Consider the following 18,691-nt stretch of genomic DNA (forward strand, 5'->3'; position numbering starts at 1 on the left):
AGGAGAATCCGCATGACCGTCCCCGCCGACCTCGTCCTCCACGGCGGTCCGGTGCACACGCTCGGACCCGCCGCCCGCACCGCCACGGCGGTCGCCGTCCGCGCCGGCCGGATCATCGCCGTCGGCGAGGACCCGGACGTCCGGCCGTTGATCGGCGCGGCCACCGAGGTCGTCGACCTGGCCGGCCGCGCCCTGCTCCCCGGGTTCCAGGACGCCCACGTGCATCCCGTCCTGGCCGGCCTCACCATGATCCGGTGCGACCTGCACGACGCCGAGGACGCGGATGAGGCCGTCGCCGCCGTCCGCGCCTACGCCGAGGCCGACCCCGAGGCCGAATGGATCAGCGGAGGCGGCTGGTCCATGGAATGGTTTCCGGGCGGGACGCCGAGCCGGCACCTGCTGGACGCGGTGGTCCCCGACCGGCCCGTCCATCTGATCAACCGGGACGGCCACGGGGCCTGGGTCAACACCAGGGCCCTGGAGCTGTGCGGCGTCGACGCCGGCACCCCGGACCCCGTCGACGGGCGCATCGAGCGGGAGGCCGACGGCACCCCACAGGGAACGCTCCACGAAGGCGCGTCGCACCTGGTGGCCCGGCACGTCCCCGAGCCGACCGCGGACATGATGCTGGCCGCCCTGCGGGCCGGCCAGCGGCGGCTGCACTCCGTCGGCGTGACCGCCTGGCAGGACGCCATGGTCACCCCCGCGGTGCAGCAGGCCTACCTCACCGCGGCCGAGTCCGGGCTGCTCACCGCCCGGGTGATCGGCGCGCTGTGGTGGGACCGCGACGGGGGCGAGGAGCAGATCCCCGAACTGCTCGCGCGCAGAGGCACGACCGGGCGGTTCCGCGCCACCAGCGTCAAGATCATGCAGGACGGGGTCGCGGAGAACTTCACCGCCGCGATGACCTCCTCCTATCTGGACGGCTGCGGATGCGGGACCGGCAATCAGGGGATCAGCTTCGTCGATCCGGAGGCACTGCGCGCGTACGTCACCCGCCTGGACGCCGAAGGCTTCCAGGTCCACGTGCACGCCGTCGGGGACCGCGCGGCCCGCGAGGCCCTGGACGCGTTCGAGGCGGCGCGGGCCGCCAACGGCACGAACGACCTCCGCCACCACATCGCGCACCTGCAGGTCGTGCATCCCGACGACGTGCCGCGCTTCGCCGCTCTTGAGATCACCGCGAACATGCAGCCGCTGTGGGCGGCGCACGAGCCGCAGATGGACGAGCTGACCATTCCGTTCCTCGGCCCGGAACGGGCGGGCTGGCAGTACCCGTTCGGGGAGCTGGCCCGCACGGGCGCTCCGCTCGCGGCGGGCAGCGACTGGCCGGTCAGCAGCCCCGACCCGTTCCTGGGCATCCATGTCGCGGTCAACCGGACGGTCCCCGGCGAGAGCGCCAAGGTGTTCCTGCCGGAACAGCGTCTGAGCCTGACGGCCGCGCTGGCCGCCTACACGATCGGCACGGCGCGGGTGAACCACCTGGACACCCGGACCGGCACGATCGAGAAGGGCAAGCTCGCCGACCTGGTGATCACCGACCGCGACCCCTTCTCGATTCCGGCCACCGAGATCGCCGAGACCACGGTGCTGGCCACCTACGTCGAGGGCGAGCGGGTCCACACCGATCCGGTCTTCTGACGCCGGCCGTCCGGACGCGTCCCGGCCGGGGGGACAGCTCGTCCAGGACCTCGTCCGCGAGCTTCCGCGCGCTCGTCTCATACCTCCGGGCCGGCGACCGGAAGACCCCTGGACTCATCGTGCTCCCCGCCCGGCCGAGTTTTCGCGTCCGGCGCGGAGCGGTACGGATCAGCGGACGGACTTGACGGGGAGCACGGCCGGCTCCGCCACGATGACGATGACGACGAGCGCCGGACAGCCGCTCAGGCCGATGACGGACGCCGCGGCGAGCGGCGCGAGCAGCCGTGTCGGAAAGATCTAGATCCAGCCGTCGAGACCGGCCATGAAGTCTTCGAACAGATGGCGATGGATCGTGTGCTCGGCGCCCTTCACCACACGCACCTCGAAGCCCTTGGAGATGAGGGCCTCGGCCGCCTCCGGGGAGATCAGCTCACTCGGGTCGGCCTGCTGAACCAGTGACGGCACCACCGGTTCGGGCGTGAAGTCCGAGCCGGCGAACGAGTTCAGCGCCATCGCGGTGGCCGGGTCCCAGCTGGCCAGCATCTCGATCTCAAGGGCGCATTCCTCGGCGGACCAGCCGGGATGGACCTGCCGCACCATCTCCACGGTCTGGTCCTTGGCCGCGGCCATCATCGCACCGAAGTCCACTCCGTCGATCCGGGGGATGCGAAACGCCGGATCGGAGTAGATCGCCCTGCCCGGCTTGAGCCGTTCGACCGCGAGCGACAGGGTGAGGCCGCCGAGTGAGTGACCGATGGCCAGTTCGGGTGTGGCCGGGACCGACTCCAGCACGCTTGAGGCGTACAGCTCGGGGGTGTACTCCTCGGCACGGGGGCTTTCGCCATGGCCGGGCAGGTCCACCGCGACGACCCGGTAGCCACGCTCGGCCAGCGCCGGGCCTACCCGCCACCAGCAGCGGGAGTCGGCCATGATGCCGTGGATCAGCACGGCGACCCGGTCGCCGCGGCCCCATTCGCGAGTGTGCAGCATCGGACTCCTTCACAGACGTGATCAACAGGACGGCGGCCGCGCCGACGAGAGGTGGCACCCCCGCAGGTCACCCCGCCGCCGGCGGGATCACTTATACGTATAAGCAGTTGATAGCATCGCCTCCGCAAGGCGACAAGGGCGCGGCTTCGGTCTTAACGAACTCGCGATGATCCAGAATGGACTCGATGTCCGCCAAGCCACCCACCAGTCTCGACGTCGCCCGTGAGGCAGGGGTCTCTCAGGCGACGGTGTCGTACGTCCTCAACAACCGCGAGGGCGCGCGTATCAGCGACGAGACGCGGGCGCGCGTCCAAGAGGCCGCCGACCGGCTCGGGTACGTGCCGCACGCCGGAGCCCGGACGCTGCGGACCGGGCACAGCGGACTGGTGCTGGTGCCGCTGGCCGACGTCCCGTACGGCCCGCTCGCCGTCGGCCTGATGGAGGAGTTGGACCGCGAGCTCAGCCAGCTCGGATACACCATGATCCAGTACGGCGCGCGCCGCCTGAAAGGCGTGGCCGCCGCCCGCGCCTGGGCCGGGCTACGCCCGGTCGCGGTCCTCGCCCCGGCCGGGCGGCTGACCCGGCAGGCCGTGGACGTACTGCACTCGGCGGGGATCAGAGCGGTGATCGGCATCGGCGCCGTGGGCTGGTCCTCCGAGATCGTCTCCACCGTGACCATGGACCATGAGGGGATCGGGGCCATGGCCGCCGAACACCTCCTCGCACGCGGCAGTCGCACCCTCACCGCGATCGTCCCGGCCGAGGACGGTCTGCGCGACATGGGCCTGCTCCGGGCGGCCGGCGTGCAGCGGGTGGCCGCCGCCCGCGGTGTGCCGTACACCCGGGTGGATCTGGCCTTCTCCGAGACCGCGACCGCCGCGCGGCTGGATGTGTGGCGGACCGCGGGCATCAGCGGCGTGTTCGCCTACAACGACGAGTACGCCATGCTGCTGATGGCGGTGCTCGCCGACAACGGGCTCTCCGTTCCCGGCAACGTGGCGGTCGTGGGCTGCGACGACCTGCCGTTGGCGAAGCTGCTGCGGCCCCGGCTGACCACCGTCCGCCTCGACGTCACCAACGCCCCGGCCGTGCTCGCCCAGACCCTGGACCAGCTCGTCAAGGAGGGCACGACCAGGCGGCCCCGCCTCGCCCTGTGGACCCATGCCCTGGTCGAGCGCGACTCCACCTGAGATCCGGTGATCAGGGACGACTCGGCACCGGGTGACTGCCGCGTTGGCTCCCTCCCCGAACGCGGAGAACAAGCACCCGTACGTCGCCCAGGAGATCTTCGATGGCGACGGCAACGACGCGCTGAAGGCGCGGGCGTTCATCGGCAACGGCGATGTCCTGGACTTCGCCTATGCCAAGGGCGTCAAGTGGAATTGGGTTGCGTCAGCGGGAGCGTGTAGGAGCAACCACAGCCGCGTCGTCCTCAGAAGCAGATCAAGGGCGGACGGACCGCGTGTAAAACAACAGCTCGAGCTCGTGTCCTGAGGGCGCGGTGTCCACCGCGCTGCCGATTTGGGTGAATCCGGCTCGGGTCAGGACCCGTTGGGACGAGGTGTTCTCGACCGCGGTGCGAGCGGTGAGACGGGCGAGACCGCTGCGGGAGACGAACTGGGCGGCCAGTTCCAATGCCGCAGCAGCAAAGCCAGAGCCGCGACACTGGGGATGGAGCCAGAACCCGACCTCGACGGAGTCCGCGGTGACACCGAATAGCACCAGACTGCCGGCGAACTCATCACTGACTACCTCGGCGATGGCAAGGACGGCCAAGTCGCCGCGGTCCAACCCGGGCCGGGCCTGTTCGTCGATCATCGCCCGGACCGAGGCGGCGGTGTAGTCAGGCTCGGGTAGGTGTCCGAAGGCCCGCACATCGGTATCCGTGGTTCCCTCGGCAAACGCGACGGCATCATCCGGTCGTAGTGGGCGTAGACGCACGCGGTCGTTGTGGAGCGGGAGCAGGGACGCGTCAAGCATGTTACTAAACTAACATAGTTCGAATAGGCTGGTGGAATGAGCTACTGGTCGCACCGCAAACCCATCCGTCGGGCCCGTGCCGTCGATGTGGGTGCCATCGCGCAAGCAGCCGCCGACCTGCTCGATGAAGGCGGGTTACGCGCCCTCACCGTGCGTGCGGTCGCAGCACGTATCGGGGTCGCCCCGGCAAGTCTGTACTCACGAGTGGAGTCGGTCGACGATCTCTTCGACCTTGCGCTCGACCACGCCCTCGGCTGTGATCAGGACATCACTGGCGCGGTCGTTGATGCGGGGCTGCGGGACCTAATGGTCACCTACTACCGGCATCTGTTGCGCCACCGTTGGGCCTGCCAGGTCATCGCAATGAGAGCGCCGCGCGGGCCCAACTACCTTCGACTATCCGAACGCATGTGTCTTCTGCTCGAAGAAGCAGGAGCGCCTGATCCGCTCGGCGTCGCCTATGCGTTGTCGAACTACGTCATCGGCAGCGCTTCCACCACCCCCACGGCAGACAGCGAACGAGCCGCACCCATCGACCCCGGCATCGCACCGGTCTATGCCCGCCTCCACACCCACCACGATGTGGACACCGAAGCCATCCTCACCACCGGCCTCGCAGCACTTCACCCTCTCCTGACCGGTGCGGGCAAAGGCCAGGAGCGGAAAGCGGGCCAGTGACCTGCGCGGATGACATTACCGGCAGGCACAAGGTTCCCGGCCCGGTCCTCCCTCACCGGAGCCTGGCAGCGGAGCATCCGGGAAGCGGGAGCATGGCCTCCACCTGCGTCCCCGGCCCGGCGTCGGTGCTGGTCGCGAGGGCCTGGGTGATCAGACAGGTGCCGCTCAGCTCGGCGGCGCGCTCGCGCATCGAGGCGAAGCCGACGCCGGAACGCCGGTCCCCGGGCAGCCCCTTGCCGTCGTCGCACACCCGCACGACCAGCGCGTGCTCCGAGCGGGCCAGCGTGACGGTGGCCCAGGTGGCGTCGGCGTGCTTGCGCACGTTGGTCAGCGCCTCCTGCGCGATCCGGTACGCCGCCACCTCCACCGCCGCCGGCAGGTCGCGGGTCTCACCCTCCACCTCGACCTGGACGGGCGGCCCCGGCTCCGCGGCGAGCGCGCGCACCGCTCCGAGCAGGCCCAGGTCGTCCAGGCTGGGCGGGCGCAGGCCGTAGACCAACTCGTGAACCTCCTGGCTGACCGCCTCCATACTGCTGCGCAAGTCCCGCAGCATCCGGTCGGCCGAGGATGGCACCTCGCGCAGGCGCAGCCGGGCCATGTTCAGTGACATCGACATGTTGGTGAGCGCCTGGCCGAGGCCGTCATGCAGGTCACGGCGGAGCCTGCGCCGCTCCTCCTCGCGTGCGCTCAGGATGCGCTCCCGGGAACGCTGCAGGTCGGCCACCATCAGCACGGCGTGCGCGACGTCCGCGACGTAAAGGGTCGCCACCCCGATCAGCCGCTCGGTGTAGGCGGCGGAGAAGCGGCGCGGTCCGGGCGGCCCGAGCAGCATCCGGCCGACCGGCTCGCCATGCCACACCAGCGGCACGACGCGCGGGTCCGGCCCGGCCACGCCCAGCTCCACCCGCATGCCCGCCGTACCGACCTCGACTGCGACGCCGGTAACGCCGAGGCCGTCGTGCACCACCGCCGTGACGGCGGCCAGCGCGTTTACCGGCTCGGTCTCGGCGACCTCGCGCGCCAGCCTCCTGGCCAGTTCTTCGGGCCGGCCGTGCTTGCCGTACAGCATCACGTCAGTGAGGCGGCGCAGGCGCGTGCGCAGCGGCTGGAAGAACGCGCCTGCCACCAGCGCGGCGGTCAGTCCCGCCACCTGGTCGTAGCCCGACACCAGCAGCGCGGCCAGGGCGCCGGTGCCGAAGTGCACCGCACCGACCGCAACGATCAGGCCGGCCGCGATGACGGTCCGGCTGATGACGGTGTCGATGCCATACAGGCGGTATCGCAGCACCGCGAACGCGATCGCCACCGGAATCAGCCCGGTCCAGATCGTCACCGGCAGCCAGTAGTCCTCGCCGAGCAGCAGGAGCAGCGTATAGACGACGAACGCGATCAGCGGCCAGGCGATCTGCCTGCGCGCCGTCGAGGCCGCGTGCCGCAGCCGTACCAGCAGAGAGAGCACAGCAAGCACCACACAGGCGTTGATCAGCAGAGCCAGTGAGCGCACCAACACCGTGTGGTAGGGAGCCAGGGCCTCGATCGCCAGCGGATTCGGAATGACCTCCGGCCAGCGGTACGTGCTCGCGGGCGGCGTCGGCCGCACGATGTTGCGCACGCCGTCGATGACGGTCGCAGCCACACCGGCGATCGCCACCGGCAGCCAGCGGCGGGAGGGCAGGCGGTCGTCCGGTGAGAGCAGCGGCATGAGGATCCCCAGCGTGCAACCCCCGACCGTCCAGCCCGCGACGGCCAGGATGCGCAGCCACCCCGCGCTCTCCAGATCGCCGGCCGACGCCTGCATGAACTGCAGCCCGGTCATCATCACATTGACCGCGCAGGCGAGGCCGCCGACACACATCAGCCAGGCCAGCTTCAGGCGGGGACGGTACGCGATCAGGAACGCGCCGATCAGCGGGAACGTCAGGCCCGCGCCGTGGTCAGGCGCCGTGGGCGGCCACGGCTCCCACTCCTTCGGCACCGATAACTGGATCGCGGTGCCGGCCACGGTCAGCGACACCGACAGCACGGCCAGCACGGCGGATACCCCCCGCGCCCACGCCACCCACCGGGCATCCATGTGGCCCGCGCCCGGCTCACCGCCCTCGCCTGGGAACGCGTTCGCAGCCACGTTCCCGTTCGCGGACGCCGTGTCGCCTGCCCGCGCCGGCACCCGCTTCGCGGCCGCCAACGCCCGGCTCGCACCGGCGTCCCCGCCTGCCTTCACTGCCGGCATCTCCTCCCCCTGGAAACCTCAGCGCCCGTAGCCGGCGGATCGACCAGGCCGGACTCGTAGGCGATCACCACGAGCCGCGGGTGAGATCTCAAACGATCATTGGGAGGGTAGGCCCCCTTCCCCGCCGGTCCACTCTCTCAGGCATCGCCTCCCACCGCGCCACCTCACCCGCGCGGTGGAGCGGGCCCGCGTCAAGCTCGAGCATTCCGCACTCGCGACGGCGTTCTGCGGGCCGACCTTCACGATCACCGACCTTTAGGAGGTGTACGAGGCGGTACGGGGGATCCGGCATGATCCCAGGAACTTCTATCGCAAGGTCCAGGAGACCGATGGATTCATCGTCGCGGCCGGTTCTGCGCGGAAGTCCGCGACCAGCCCGACTGTTCAAGGCCGGCCCGCGCAAGGTTCTACATCCATCGATGGTCCGGCTCACCCGGTCGTCGACACAGAATGAGCAGTGAAGTGAGCCGCCCCCCCCCGACGGCCGACCTCGCGGAGGCGCTCGCCGACTTTCGCACCCGGCTCCAGCGAGCGCGCGGCCGGTCACCTGGACGAGGACACCCATGCGGCTCGGCAGGGTCCTCCAGGAATACTCACATGCCGCCTGAGCTGCACGGGCGAGGTTTTCGGCCACGGTGCCACGTCACCAAGGGAGGAGCAGGCGCGACACCGCTCCTGGCCGGGACGGCTCGGCCGGTCACTCCCCCGTGCTCCCGGCCGAGCCGTTCTGATCCGTTCTCGCCACGCCGTGAGCGTGTCAGGGGCCGTCCGCGGGACGGCCCCTGACGGTGTTACCGCGTCGTGCAGACGGTTCCGTTGAGGGTGAAGACGGCGGGGAGGATGTTCGGGCCGCTGTAGTTGCCGACGAAGCCGATCGTGGTCGACGCGCCGGTGGGCAGCGAGCCGTTGCCGGGCTCGTTGACGACCTTGACGTTCGAGCCGTTCTGCGTCCAGACGGCGCTCCAGCCGCTGCCCAGGCTCTGCCACGTCCTGGGCCAGCTGAAGTTCAGGGTCCAGCCGTTGATCGGCGCGCCGTTGTTGGTGATGTCGATGGCGCCGACATAGCCGTTGCCCCAGTCGGACTGGTCACTCAGCCGGACCGCGCAGGAACTGGAGGCGGGCGTGCCGGTCGTGAACGTGAGGGGCGAGGACGCCGGCGAGACACCGCCGCCGCTGTCCCGCGCGATCACGTTGACCGTGTAGCGCGTGCCCGGCTTGAGGTTGCCGACGGTGAAGGAGTTGCCGGCGGTCTCACCGAGCTGCTCGCCGACCGCTCCGTTGTGGCGGTGGACCTCGTACTTCACGATCGGACGCGTCCCGGCGGAGGCGGCCGGCCAGGAGATCGTGGCGGTCTTGTCCGTCACGTTCGAGACCGTCGGCTGCCCCGGCGCGCCCGGCAGCCCGGTCTGGGCCGAGGCGGGACGCACCACGATCGTGGTCAGCGACAGCGGCGGCAGCGTCCGGCTGGTCGCGCTCCCCGAGGTCGAGCCGACGAGGTCGGTGGCGCCGTTGGTGTGGGTCAGCACGGCCGGCGCCCCGGAGGCCGGGCTGAAGCCGGAATAGTCGATCGTGACGGGGAGCGACGTGTCGGACGAGGTATTGATCAACAGGACCGCCAGATCGCCGTTGGGGCGGCGGACGGCGTGCGCGCTGACCTTCGCCTGGTCGCTGGCGGCCCCGACGAACCGATCGCCGGCCCGGGCGAACGCGCTCACCATCCGCAGCGCGTAGTACGGCGCGAACGGCGTGTTCACCGCCGGCTCGCACACGCTGCCGTCGGAGGTACACGTCCCGCTCGACAGCAGGCCGAAATCGCCGTAGTCGGTCTGTCCCTCGACCTGGGTGACCTTGCCGATGCCGTTGTGGGTGTTCCACCAGTCGACGGTGAACACGCCGCCTGCGAGGAGCGTCGCGTAGGCGTCGGCGGCGGCGAGCGCACCGGGCTGGGTGTTCGTGCCGTTGCTGCTGGTCCCGGTGTTGAACTCGGTCATCGAGATGCCGATCCGCTCCGACCCGGGCCCCGCGTACTCGGTGATCTGCCGGCGGGTGAGATGGATCATGTCGGGGACCTGGCCGGCCCTGTCGAAGGCGCCGGGGTACCAGTGCAGGATCACAAAGTCGATCTTCGGTCCGGCGATCGACAGGACCACCTTGTTCCAGGTTCCCTCGTCGCCGCCGGCGACCAGCCCGTCCGGCCAGTTGGCGGGCGTGGTCAGGACCGCGCCGATCTTGATGTCCGGGTCGACCGCCTTCATCGCATCGGCGTACGCGACGACGTGGCGGGCGTACTCGGCCGGGCTCTTGTCGGCGTGGTCGTCGGCCTCCCAGGGGTCGCCGTAGTGACCGTTGCCGTAGTTCTCGTTGCCGATCTCCCAGTACTTGACGCCGTAGGACTTGGTGACGTTGGCGTAGCGGACCCAGGCGGCGGCCTCGGCGGCGGTGCCGGTGCCGTAGTTGGCGGTCACCATCGCCTGCGCCCCGGTGCGCCGCACACCGCGCATGAAGGTGTCGAAGTCGGTGTTGGGAGCCACGTAGCCGCCGGGAGCGGTGTGGTCGGCCCAGTGGTAGATGTCGGAGTAGGAGCCGCCGGGATAGCGCAGCAGCTTCACGCCCGCGTCCTTGAGCCGGTCCGCGGTCTCGTCGGTGCCCAACTGGCTGTCCCAGATCGCATGGTTGGCGCCGATACCGGTTTCGGGGACGGTGGCGAGTGCGGCACGTGCGTTGACGGTCACCGTGACCGGGGTGACGTCGTCGGCGGCGTACGCGGTGGGAACGTTCAGTGCGGCCAGCGTCAGCAGGACGGCGGACGCGACCCGTAACGGGACTTTGGGCATCGGCACACCTCAGTCATAGGTAGCGGAATCCAGTCGACGCCCCCTCCTGACCAGGGAGGCACCATGATCTTGTGGGCTGGCGCCACGCGCGTCAACCGCCGGTGAAAGTTTCAGCCGGTACGGCTGTCATGGTGATCGCCGACCCCGTGCGGCCTGCGGTTTCTCCGATCCGGGAGCAGCGTCAAGAGACGGAAGATCAACCGTGCACCGCTTCAAAGCTCATCGCACATCGAGAAACGGGGCATAAAACCAGTTGATCCATGCTTGTCACTCCTCGGTACCCTGAGAACACACCCCCCGTGAGAAGGAAGTCACCGCCATGCCCGGTCCGCTCCAGGTCAGCGGTTCGGTCTCGGTCCCCGAGGCCGAGCTCAGCTGGCGCTTCTCCCGTTCCTCGGGCCCCGGCGGCCAGGGGGTCAACACCACCGACAGCCGGGTCGAGCTCAGCTTCGACCTGGCCGCCACCGGTGCGTTCGGAGAGGTCCTCAAGGCCCGTGCCCTCGAACGCCTCGCCTCCCGCCTGGTGAACGGCGTGATCACCATCGCCGCCTCGGAGTTCCGCTCCCAGCTGCGCAACCGCGAGGCCGCCGAGATGCGCCTGGCCCAGCTGCTCCGCGAGGCGATCGCCCCGCCCCCCAAGAAGCGCCGCCCGACCAAACCGAGCAGGGGCGCGATCGAACGGCGGATCACCGCCAAGAAACAACGCTCCGACCTCAAACGCCTGCGCAGGGACCACCACTAGACAGACCGCGAGAACAGGTCTGGATGCCTGCTGAGTGGTCCCAGAGGATCATGGGGTCACCGGCAGGCCAGTTGGAACCAGACAACCCGCCCGGCGGGGGTCTCGTACCAGCCCCAGGCCGAGGAGAGTTGCTGGACGAGCCAGAGACCGCGTCCGCCGCCGCTGTCGGGGTCGGTGTCCAGGTAGACCTGAGGCCGCTGTCCGGTGGTTGATCCGGCGTCGATGACATCGATATGGAGCGTTCCATTGTGGCGGGCGACGGCGACGGCGACCCGGCCGCCGGGGGTACGGCCGGAGTCGGGGTCACATCCCCGGACCTCACTCGCCTGCTCGATCTATATGAACTCGACGAGGGCACGCGGCCTGCCCTGCACGCGCTGGCGCGAACAGCGCGCATGAAGGGGTGGTGGGACGCCTATGCAAGCTCGCTACCGAGCGACTACGCCACTTACATCCAGCTCGAAGCGGAGGCGGCATTCATCCGACACCCCCCAGGCCGGAGCCGAGACCGCCCCGGACGCCGACCGGCTCGTCCTGGTCCGTGACTCCAAGGACCCCGAAGGTCCGGTGCTGTCCTTCACCCCGTCCGAGTGGGATTTCTTCCTCGGGATGATCAAGGGCGGGGAACTCGCCGATCTGGGCTGACCGTCATGGCGGCACCCTCTCTGCCGGGCTTCGGCGAGACATGGGACGAATCAAAGGCTCAGGACGCCGAAACCTCTCTCCCAAAGGTGAACGGCCGCCCATGCCGTACGGAAATCCCGCCTCCCCGGGGCCCGGATGCGGATCGCGTCACCGGGTCGGTGACACAATGGGCCCATGTCTGACGTGCCGAGTGTTCGCGCCGTCCTCCTCGACGACGACCGGCTGGTGGTATTCCGGCGTACGGTCCCCGGTAAGGAGCTCTACTGGTCCGTCCCCGGCGGCCATGTCGAGCCCGAGGACGCCTCGCTGGAGCACACCCTGCACCGCGAGGTCATGGAGGAGCTGGGCGCCGTGGTCTCCGGCGTCACCCCGCTGACCACCCTGGAATGCGTGCGCGACGAGGGGATCAAGACCCAGCACGTCTACGGCTGCCGCCTGGTCTCGATGGATCTCGCCCTGCGCTGCGGCCCGGAGTTCGACGATCCCGCCCGTGGCCACTACGAGGTGGTGCGGCTCCCGCTCGATCCGGCCGAGATCTCCGCCATCAACCTCGTCCCCCCGGAGCTCGGCACCTACCTCGCGGGCACCGTCACCCTGCTGCCCGGCCTGATCTCCTGACCTTCCTGCCCGCCGAGGTCACCGCGGAGGAACGCCTTACCGGCTCGCGCCGGGCGAGGCGGTGGCACCGCAGCAGGCCGGCCTGCGGACATAGAGGCCGATCCACGAATACCCAAAATCATCGGTGGATCTCAGCACGAAATCACGGTTGCCCATGAGGGCGAGATAGCGCTCGTCCTCCTCCACGAAGGCGCTGTTCTGGCGCCTCCTGCCGCCGGTGACCACCCAGACCCGCTCGACGCCGTCCAGGGCGGTCGTGAACTGCGCGGCGGTTCTCGGCGCGGTCTGGCCGGGAGCGTAGGTGAGATCGCGCAGGTTCCGGTACGCGTCCCCGTACACGGCGGCGAACAGGCGCCAGTTCTCCTTCACATACAGCACGGCGTCGCCGGGGCGCTGCTCGGCCAGCAGCGTGGCCGCCATGCTCCGCAGATCGTCGGGGCGCGTGTCCGGCTCGCGGATCGTCAGGTGCGCCGGGACGGTCAACGCCGCGACGAGGACCAGTCCGGCCCAGGCCGACGCCCGGGGCCGCAGGGCGTCCAGGCCCGCCCCCACGAGCAGCACCATGGCGGGAACGGCGAAGAGCAGGTATCTCGGACTTTGAACTCCTCCCCGGCCTGGGGCCGGAGACTCTCCCGTCGCGTCGCGGTTAAGCGGCGCGCGGGGGTTGACGCTTCGCGGACCGGGTAACCCCGAGGTCTCCACGTCCTGACACCGGCGTTCCGACGGCGTTCTTGATATTGATCGCGGCGTTGGTGTCGGCATGCCCGACCCAACCGCACGCGGAGTTGGCGCAGGCGTACCTTATCCCGTCCCGGGCCGCCGGGTCGCGGTGGCCGCACCGATGACAGGTCTGCGAGGTCCCCCACGCGGGAACCTTCACCACCTGACCACCCCGCTCGGAGGTCTTGTACTCCAGCAAGGTGACCGTCCGGCCCCATGCCTGCCCGGCGATCGAGCGGTTCAGCCCGGCCTTCTGCGCGACGTTCACGCCGGGGGCCTCGACCGTACCCCTGGCCGAACGGACCATGTTCGCAATCTTCAACTCTTCCACCACGACCACGCCGAAGGTGGCGGCGAGTTCGGTGGTGGTCTGGTGCTGCCAGTCGACGGCTCGGCGCTTGGCTCTCGCGCGCAGCCGGGCGATCTGGTCGTAGGTGCGGGCCAGCCGACGCGAGGCTGGCTCCGCACGAGGCCGGGTGCGCCGCCGGCGAGCCGCTTTCTTCTCCAGCCGGCGCAGGTGTTCCCTCTCGCCGGTGCGAAGCCAGGGTGCGTGCTCACGCATGGTGCCGTCCGACAGGGCCAAGGCGACGGTGATGCCCCGGTCGATGCCGACCCGCGGGCCCTGGTGGGCGGCAGCGGGTTCGGCCAGGGTCTCGGTGCGGAACACGACCTGCCAGCCGTGGGCGTCCTTGACCAGCCGTGCCCCGGTGATCCGCCCGGCAGGACCGCCCCTGGTGAGGCCGGGCAGGTCCTTGGTCCACCGAAACCGTACCCGCCCGACCTTGGGCAGGTTGATCGCGCCCCAGCGCCGGTTGATCCGCTTGATCTGCAGATCACGGGCCTGCGGGACGTCCACGGCCAACCGGGTCCGTAGCCGGCCCTTGAACGTGGGCCGCTTAGCGGGATGGTCGGGGTTGAAGAAATTCGCCCACGCCTGCCGATACGTTTTCAGCACCGCTTGCGCCGCCTGGGCGGGCAGTTGTCCCATCCAGTCGATCTCGCGGCGGGCTGTGCGGATCGCCGCGTCGCAGTCCTTCACCGTCGCGAACCGGCCCTGGCGGAAGGTGAAGTACTCATGCAGCAGGTTCCACAGCGCGCGGGCGGTATGCGCCTGAGCGTCCAGCACAGCCACCTGGGCCGCACTGAGATCAAGCCGCGCCTTGTGCGCCCGGTTGCGTTTCACCAACTCCACGCCGTGATCGTATCCTTACGGTTTACGTCACCGCCGTGGAATCCAACCCGAGATGCGCACCAGACGCCATGTTGTCCACCACCTCTACGCACACGTGGTGTTCGTGACGAAGTACCGGCGTGGGGTGTTCACCGGCCCGATGCCGGTCCACCGCGAGGAACTGATGCGCGAGGTCCGCGCCGACTTCGAGGTCGAACCTCGCGAGTTCAACGGCGACCACGACCACGTCCACGTCCATCTGCTGGTCCACTACCCGCCGAAGGTCGCCCCCTCCAGGCTCGTCAACTCACCGAAGGACGTCTCGGCACGGATGCCGCGCAAGGAGTACGGCGCTCACGTCCGCCGCCCCCTGTAGGGCGGGCATTTCCGGTCCGGCTCCTACGTCGCCGCAAGCGTGGGCGGCGCACCGCTCACGGTCCTCAAGCACTACATCGAACAGCAGCGGCGACCCGCGTGAGCCGGCCTGCTCACGGGCACGCAAGGCCAGGGCACGCTCGCGCCCTGGCGGGCACTTCCGCGTGGGCCTTCACCCCCAGTGTGAACACCGGAGCACTGGCCCACAGTTCGGTAGACCGGATGGATCTGCGAGATCGCCATGGACAGCAACGGCAGCAGCGCCCAGGGCAGCGCGACCCCGGTCAGCCGCCCGCCGGAGATCGCCCCGAAGATCACGAGGGCGGCCAGGGGCAACACCGGCCACGCGCTGCCCGCGATCTCCTTCCCGAACCTGGCGACGTCGACGAACTCCGGCGATTGCAACCACGACAGCTGGGCCTCGCGCTGACCGACCGCGAGAAGCGCGAGCGGGGCGATCCCGGTCCCGGCCACCGTCAGCGCCCCGGCGAACCGCGCGATCCCTGAGCGGGGCGCGGTCACCGACGAGGAATCACGACGAGGCGACACCACCGGCGCGATGCCTCGGCGGGACGCCTCGGTGGACGAGACGCCATCGCGGCGGTGCCACACTGCCACCGTCACCGCGTGCGCGACGACCAGGAGCAGGGCGTAGACGTGCAGCCAGCCGAGCAGCACCAGGCAGGCCGCGTAGCCCAGGTACCACCGGCGGCTCGATCGGCGCGTCGCCTCGATGAGCACCCAGGTCGCCAGCACGGCCACCGCCGTCACGATGGCGTAGCTCCGGGTCTCCTGGGCGTACCGGCTCACCATCGGCAGCGCGGCGTAGCACAGTCCGGCCAGCAGGCCCGCCCGCGGAGTGGCGAGCCTCCCGCCCAGAACCGCGATGCCGTACGCGGCGGCGGCCGTGGCGAGGACCGAGGGCAGGCGCATGGCCGTCTCTCCGGTCGAGATCGCGGCGATCGGCCGGAGCATGAGGTAGTAAAGCGCGTGCACCCGGTCGATGCTGTCGAGCAGGTTCCACAGGTCGCCGATGGGCATCGCGGCGGCCAGCACGCTGACCGACTCGTCCCGCCAGAACGAGGGGGTGGCGATGCCCCAGAGGCCGATCACCGTCGCCACCACCGCCGGGATCACCTCCGGCAGGCGGGTCCGGCCACGTGGCCGGACCATGACTTTTTCCACAACACCCATCACATCGTGCTATTTCACACGATGATCAGAATGATGCGATGACTGGACGGGATCGGGCCGTGGCGGAGGACTTCCCGCGAAGATTCGCGAGGACCCGGCGGTTCACCCACGTGGCATCCGGAACGGCGAAGGCCACCGAGGGCTAGGTCCTGTCCCGTGATCATGGGCGGCTGGGTGCCTCCATGGCAGAGCCTCTGCGCCCCGGCCTCTGGCAGGGCCTGGACGAGGTCGGGCCACATCATCAGCGACCATGTGAAGATCCTGGGGAAGACGAGGTCGGGCAAGAGCATCTGCGGAGCCTGGAACTACCTCGCCGGGATGATCAGCCACCGTGACGTGGCATTCTTCGTGATCGACGCAATTAAGAGCGGCCAGATGCTCGGCCCCCTACGATGTGGCGCTGCACAAAGGTTCGAGACGGTGGGGAGTGACGAGGTCGCCGTGTTCGAGCAGGACGCATCACCGATCGTTCGTCACCTGATGAGGGGGCGCTATAAGCCCAGGCTTAGAGTGTCGAAGCTGGCCAGCGCCCTCTTGCCGTCTGTTATCACGATCTTGAGGTCGTCGTCACGGTGGGCGAAGGCGAGCTCGTCGTCCCCGTCGCCGTCGTAATCTCCCGCCGCCAGCGGCGCGGCCCGGCCCACCCCATCGACGTTCTCGCCGGCTCGCAGACCGTCGGACCCACCCCAGAAGATCCGCGCTGGGATGTATGAGGTTAGATTCCATGAAGGGACCACCCCGCCGAAGGCGAGGTCGTCATGGCCGTCCCCGTCGAAGTCGCCGGAGACCGCAGGACCCGCAATGCCCTTGAACACAGCCTGCCGACCGTCGCCGTAATAGATGGTCAGCGTCTTGTCGACCGAGGGTGGTTCCGTCTCGAAGCCGGGCTCATTGTTGCGGCCGCCGTCATCGCCGACGGCGACGTCTCGGGCGCCGTCGCCGTCGAAGTCGCCGAACGCCGCGGCCATGCCCTCGTTGAGCCTGCGGCCCTGCTTCGACAGGCCGTCGGGTCCGGCCGTGAGCAGCCAGCCGGCGGCCTGCTCGCCGTCGTCGCCCCCGTACACGACCAGCCCCGTCGGGCGTCGCCCGTCGACCCTGTCCACGGTCATTCGCCAGAGCTCCTCGCCGGTCGGCGACGGCTGGATGGTGTGCCGGGCGGGAACCGCCGCGCGGCTGAACGGACCGTAGAGGACGGCCAGGTCAGCGCCGCCATCGTCGTCGCCGTGGGGGCTGGACATCGCCACGTCAGCCGCGCCGTCGCCGTTGAAGTCGCCCGCAACGGTCCGATGGCTCGCCAGGCGGTTCGTCACCGGCGCCTGGATCGGGGTGGGCGGTGTCCGGGCGTCGAGGCCGCGCGGGCCGCCCCAGAAGATGTGCGGACGCTGCTGCTTGTCGCGGCCGGGGATACTCCCGTAGGCCAGCAGGTCGCCGAAGCCGTCGCCATCGAGGTCGGCCCTGATCCCGCTGCCGATCAGCCAGGAGGCGAACCTGTCGGGTGACACGACCGTCCGCTTCGAGGGATCGAGCCCTCTTGACGAGCCATAGATGACCGTGAGATGCGTCCGATTTCTAGAGCGGAACTCGACGACCAGGTCCGCGTAGCCATCGCTGTTGACGTCGTCTGCTAGTCGGCTGCCTTTGCCCTCACGAGGCGTGGACACCGGGAGCGGTGCGGAGGTTGGCGGTGTCAGACGGCGCTCGGGGCGCGGTCGATCTTCGCAGCCCGCGAGTACCAGGGCCAGAACTAGCCAGATCATCACCTGTCGCGGCATAGACCGAGCCTAGGGCCTATCGGTGTTTGTGCTGTCGTCTGGCGTAGATCATCTGTGTGGATGAGGAGCGTCTGAAGCGTCATGATCTGACCGATGAGGAGTGGGCGCGGCTGCAGCCGCTGCTGCCGGTGAGCACAGGCTGGGGTGCGCAGTGGAATGACCATCGCACGGTGATCAACGGGATCTTCTGGCGGACCCGGACGAGCAGTCCGTGGCGTGACCTGCCGACCTGCTATGGCAGGTGGAAGGCGGTCTACAACCGGCATCGCCGCTGGTCGCTGGATGGCACGTGGGAGCGGATCCTGGACGGGCTGCGCGCGGGGTGTGATGAGGCTGAGGGCGAGGACTGGACGGTCAGCGTCGATTCCACGGTGGTGCGCGCTCATCAGCACGCGGCCGGCGCTCGGCATGCTCCGGCCAAGGACGCACTGTCAAAGGGGACCGGAAAGATCACGAACGGGTAACGTCGGGGCGAGAAGCCCTCGGCCGGTCGCGGGGCGGGCTGTCGACCAAGATTCATCTGGTGGCCGATCGGCGTTGCCGCCCCATCGCCCGCATCCTCACCCCCGGCCAGCACGCTGACTGCCCGCAGTTCATTGCACTGATGGAGGCCATCCGCATCCGACGTCGTGGCCTCGGGCGACCGCGCACGCGCCCAGCCCGGGCGATGGCGGACAAGGCGTACTCCTCCCGCGCCAACCGCCACTACCTGCGGAGGCGTGGTATCAAGACCGTCATCCCGGTCAAGAAGGACCAGCAGGACAACCGGCAGAGACTCGGTTCCAAGGGGGACGGCCGCCGGCCTTCGACCGGGAGGCCTACAAGGAGCGCAACACCGTGGAGCGGTGCGTCAACAAGCTCCGCCAGTACCGTGCCGTCGCCACCCGCTACGACAAGAGAGCCATCATCTACCAGGGCACTCTTGACGTCGCCTCCATCAGGATCTGGCTCCGACACCCAGTTACATGATCACGGGACAGGACCAGTGCGACGTTCCTTACCGGAAGTACAGATCCACCCCGGTCCTGGCATCAGGAAGGCAGGCCCGACAATCTCGGTTTCCCTGCAGCGCGTTCGCAACCTCCGCTGAGGAACGGAGCA

The 18,691-nt window shown here is 69.5% G+C and carries 15 protein-coding genes and 2 pseudogenes; 8 read left to right on the forward strand and 9 right to left on the reverse strand.

Annotated elements, in window-relative coordinates; all coding sequences use genetic code 11:
- Window positions 1-12: 12 nt before the first annotated feature.
- Entirely contained in the window at window positions 13-1,641 is a 1,629-nt protein-coding gene (locus ABT061_RS19965) for an amidohydrolase (protein WP_350919602.1), read from the forward strand.
- 297 nt (window positions 1,642-1,938) lie between these two features.
- Here the strand turns inward: ABT061_RS19965 and ABT061_RS19970 are convergent, their stop codons facing one another.
- Entirely contained in the window at window positions 1,939-2,631 is a 693-nt protein-coding gene (locus ABT061_RS19970; RefSeq protein ID WP_350919605.1) for an alpha/beta fold hydrolase, read from the reverse strand.
- Window positions 2,632-2,816: 185 nt separating this feature from the next.
- Between ABT061_RS19970 and ABT061_RS19975 the strand changes: the two genes are divergently transcribed.
- Entirely contained in the window at window positions 2,817-3,821 is a 1,005-nt protein-coding gene (locus ABT061_RS19975; protein ID WP_350919606.1) for a LacI family DNA-binding transcriptional regulator, read from the forward strand.
- 253 nt (window positions 3,822-4,074) lie between these two features.
- Here the strand turns inward: ABT061_RS19975 and ABT061_RS19980 are convergent, their stop codons facing one another.
- Window positions 4,075-4,611: a GNAT family N-acetyltransferase gene (locus ABT061_RS19980; protein ID WP_350919609.1), complete on the reverse strand. Its 537-nt coding sequence runs from the start codon at window positions 4,609-4,611 to the stop codon at window positions 4,075-4,077.
- Window positions 4,612-4,647: 36 nt separating this feature from the next.
- Between ABT061_RS19980 and ABT061_RS19985 the strand changes: the two genes are divergently transcribed.
- On the forward strand, window positions 4,648-5,289 hold the full coding sequence (locus tag ABT061_RS19985) for a TetR/AcrR family transcriptional regulator (protein WP_350919612.1): 642 nt from the start codon (window positions 4,648-4,650) through the stop codon (window positions 5,287-5,289).
- 52 nt (window positions 5,290-5,341) lie between these two features.
- On the opposite strand, the gene ABT061_RS19990 is transcribed toward ABT061_RS19985, so the two are convergent.
- Complete coding sequence (locus ABT061_RS19990; RefSeq protein WP_350919615.1) at window positions 5,342-7,519, reverse strand: sensor histidine kinase; 2,178 nt, start codon at window positions 7,517-7,519, stop codon at window positions 5,342-5,344.
- A gap of 791 nt (window positions 7,520-8,310) precedes the next feature.
- Window positions 8,311-10,353, reverse strand: a complete 2,043-nt coding sequence (locus ABT061_RS19995; RefSeq protein ID WP_350919618.1) for a cellulose binding domain-containing protein — start codon at window positions 10,351-10,353, stop codon at window positions 8,311-8,313.
- 319 nt (window positions 10,354-10,672) lie between these two features.
- On the opposite strand from ABT061_RS19995, the gene arfB reads away from it, so the two are divergent.
- Window positions 10,673-11,095, forward strand: a complete 423-nt coding sequence (arfB, locus tag ABT061_RS20000; protein ID WP_350919621.1) for an alternative ribosome rescue aminoacyl-tRNA hydrolase ArfB — start codon at window positions 10,673-10,675, stop codon at window positions 11,093-11,095.
- Between the two features lie 56 nt (window positions 11,096-11,151).
- Here the strand turns inward: arfB and ABT061_RS20005 are convergent, their stop codons facing one another.
- Complete coding sequence (locus ABT061_RS20005; RefSeq protein WP_350920057.1) at window positions 11,152-11,430, reverse strand: ATP-binding protein; 279 nt, start codon at window positions 11,428-11,430, stop codon at window positions 11,152-11,154.
- A gap of 82 nt (window positions 11,431-11,512) precedes the next feature.
- On the opposite strand from ABT061_RS20005, the gene ABT061_RS20010 reads away from it, so the two are divergent.
- Together ABT061_RS20010 and ABT061_RS20015 are read left to right on the forward strand one after the other, a co-directional pair.
- A complete protein-coding gene (locus ABT061_RS20010) occupies window positions 11,513-11,740 on the forward strand; it encodes a DUF397 domain-containing protein (protein ID WP_350919624.1) in 228 nt (75 codons plus the stop codon).
- Between the two features lie 174 nt (window positions 11,741-11,914).
- The gene (locus tag ABT061_RS20015; protein ID WP_350919627.1) at window positions 11,915-12,358 is read left to right on the forward strand and encodes an NUDIX hydrolase; all 444 of its coding nucleotides are present in this window, start codon (window positions 11,915-11,917) and stop codon (window positions 12,356-12,358) included.
- 36 nt (window positions 12,359-12,394) lie between these two features.
- Here ABT061_RS20015 and ABT061_RS20020 read toward each other — a convergent pair whose 3' ends face one another.
- Together ABT061_RS20020 and ABT061_RS20025 are read right to left on the reverse strand one after the other, a co-directional pair.
- Window positions 12,395-12,922: a hypothetical protein gene (locus tag ABT061_RS20020; protein ID WP_350919630.1), complete on the reverse strand. Its 528-nt coding sequence runs from the start codon at window positions 12,920-12,922 to the stop codon at window positions 12,395-12,397.
- A gap of 82 nt (window positions 12,923-13,004) precedes the next feature.
- A complete protein-coding gene (locus ABT061_RS20025) occupies window positions 13,005-14,270 on the reverse strand; it encodes an RNA-guided endonuclease InsQ/TnpB family protein (RefSeq protein WP_350919633.1) in 1,266 nt (421 codons plus the stop codon).
- 52 nt (window positions 14,271-14,322) lie between these two features.
- Here ABT061_RS20025 and tnpA point away from each other — a divergent pair.
- Window positions 14,323-14,727 (forward strand): annotated as a pseudogene (gene tnpA, locus ABT061_RS20030) (IS200/IS605 family transposase).
- Here tnpA and ABT061_RS20035 read toward each other — a convergent pair.
- A complete protein-coding gene (locus ABT061_RS20035; protein WP_350919636.1) occupies window positions 14,697-15,818 on the reverse strand; it encodes a glycosyltransferase family 39 protein in 1,122 nt (373 codons plus the stop codon). The pseudogene tnpA and the gene ABT061_RS20035 sit on opposite strands and share 31 nt — an antisense overlap.
- Window positions 15,819-16,309: 491 nt before the next feature.
- Window positions 16,310-17,320 carry an FG-GAP-like repeat-containing protein gene (locus ABT061_RS20040; protein WP_350919639.1) on the reverse strand — a complete coding sequence of 337 codons (1,011 nt, stop codon included), beginning with the start codon at window positions 17,318-17,320 and terminating at the stop codon, window positions 16,310-16,312.
- Between the two features lie 320 nt (window positions 17,321-17,640).
- Between ABT061_RS20040 and ABT061_RS20045 the strand changes: the two are divergent.
- Window positions 17,641-18,559 (forward strand): annotated as a pseudogene (locus ABT061_RS20045) (IS5 family transposase).
- Window positions 18,560-18,691 lie beyond the last annotated feature (132 nt).

Origin of the sequence: Streptosporangium sp. NPDC002544 (assembly GCF_040295965.1) — a bacterium.
Classification (GTDB): domain Bacteria; phylum Actinomycetota; class Actinomycetes; order Streptosporangiales; family Streptosporangiaceae; genus Streptosporangium.

Coding starts and splice junctions, on each gene's coding strand:
- ABT061_RS19975 (WP_350919606.1), top strand. CDS start 2,817: ATGTCCGCCAAGCCACCCACCAGTCTCGACGTCGCCCGTGAGGCAGGG.
- ABT061_RS20015 (WP_350919627.1), top strand. CDS start 11,915: ATGTCTGACGTGCCGAGTGTTCGCGCCGTCCTCCTCGACGACGACCGG.
- ABT061_RS19980 (WP_350919609.1), bottom strand. CDS start 4,611: ATGCTTGACGCGTCCCTGCTCCCGCTCCACAACGACCGCGTGCGTCTA.
- arfB (WP_350919621.1), top strand. CDS start 10,673: ATGCCCGGTCCGCTCCAGGTCAGCGGTTCGGTCTCGGTCCCCGAGGCC.
- ABT061_RS19965 (WP_350919602.1), top strand. CDS start 13: ATGACCGTCCCCGCCGACCTCGTCCTCCACGGCGGTCCGGTGCACACG.
- ABT061_RS19985 (WP_350919612.1), top strand. CDS start 4,648: ATGAGCTACTGGTCGCACCGCAAACCCATCCGTCGGGCCCGTGCCGTC.
- ABT061_RS20010 (WP_350919624.1), top strand. CDS start 11,513: ATGCAAGCTCGCTACCGAGCGACTACGCCACTTACATCCAGCTCGAAG.
- ABT061_RS20020 (WP_350919630.1), bottom strand. CDS start 12,922: ATGGTGCTGCTCGTGGGGGCGGGCCTGGACGCCCTGCGGCCCCGGGCG.
- ABT061_RS19995 (WP_350919618.1), bottom strand. CDS start 10,353: ATGCCCAAAGTCCCGTTACGGGTCGCGTCCGCCGTCCTGCTGACGCTG.
- ABT061_RS19990 (WP_350919615.1), bottom strand. CDS start 7,519: ATGCCGGCAGTGAAGGCAGGCGGGGACGCCGGTGCGAGCCGGGCGTTG.
- ABT061_RS19970 (WP_350919605.1), bottom strand. CDS start 2,631: ATGCTGCACACTCGCGAATGGGGCCGCGGCGACCGGGTCGCCGTGCTG.
- ABT061_RS20035 (WP_350919636.1), bottom strand. CDS start 15,818: ATGGGTGTTGTGGAAAAAGTCATGGTCCGGCCACGTGGCCGGACCCGC.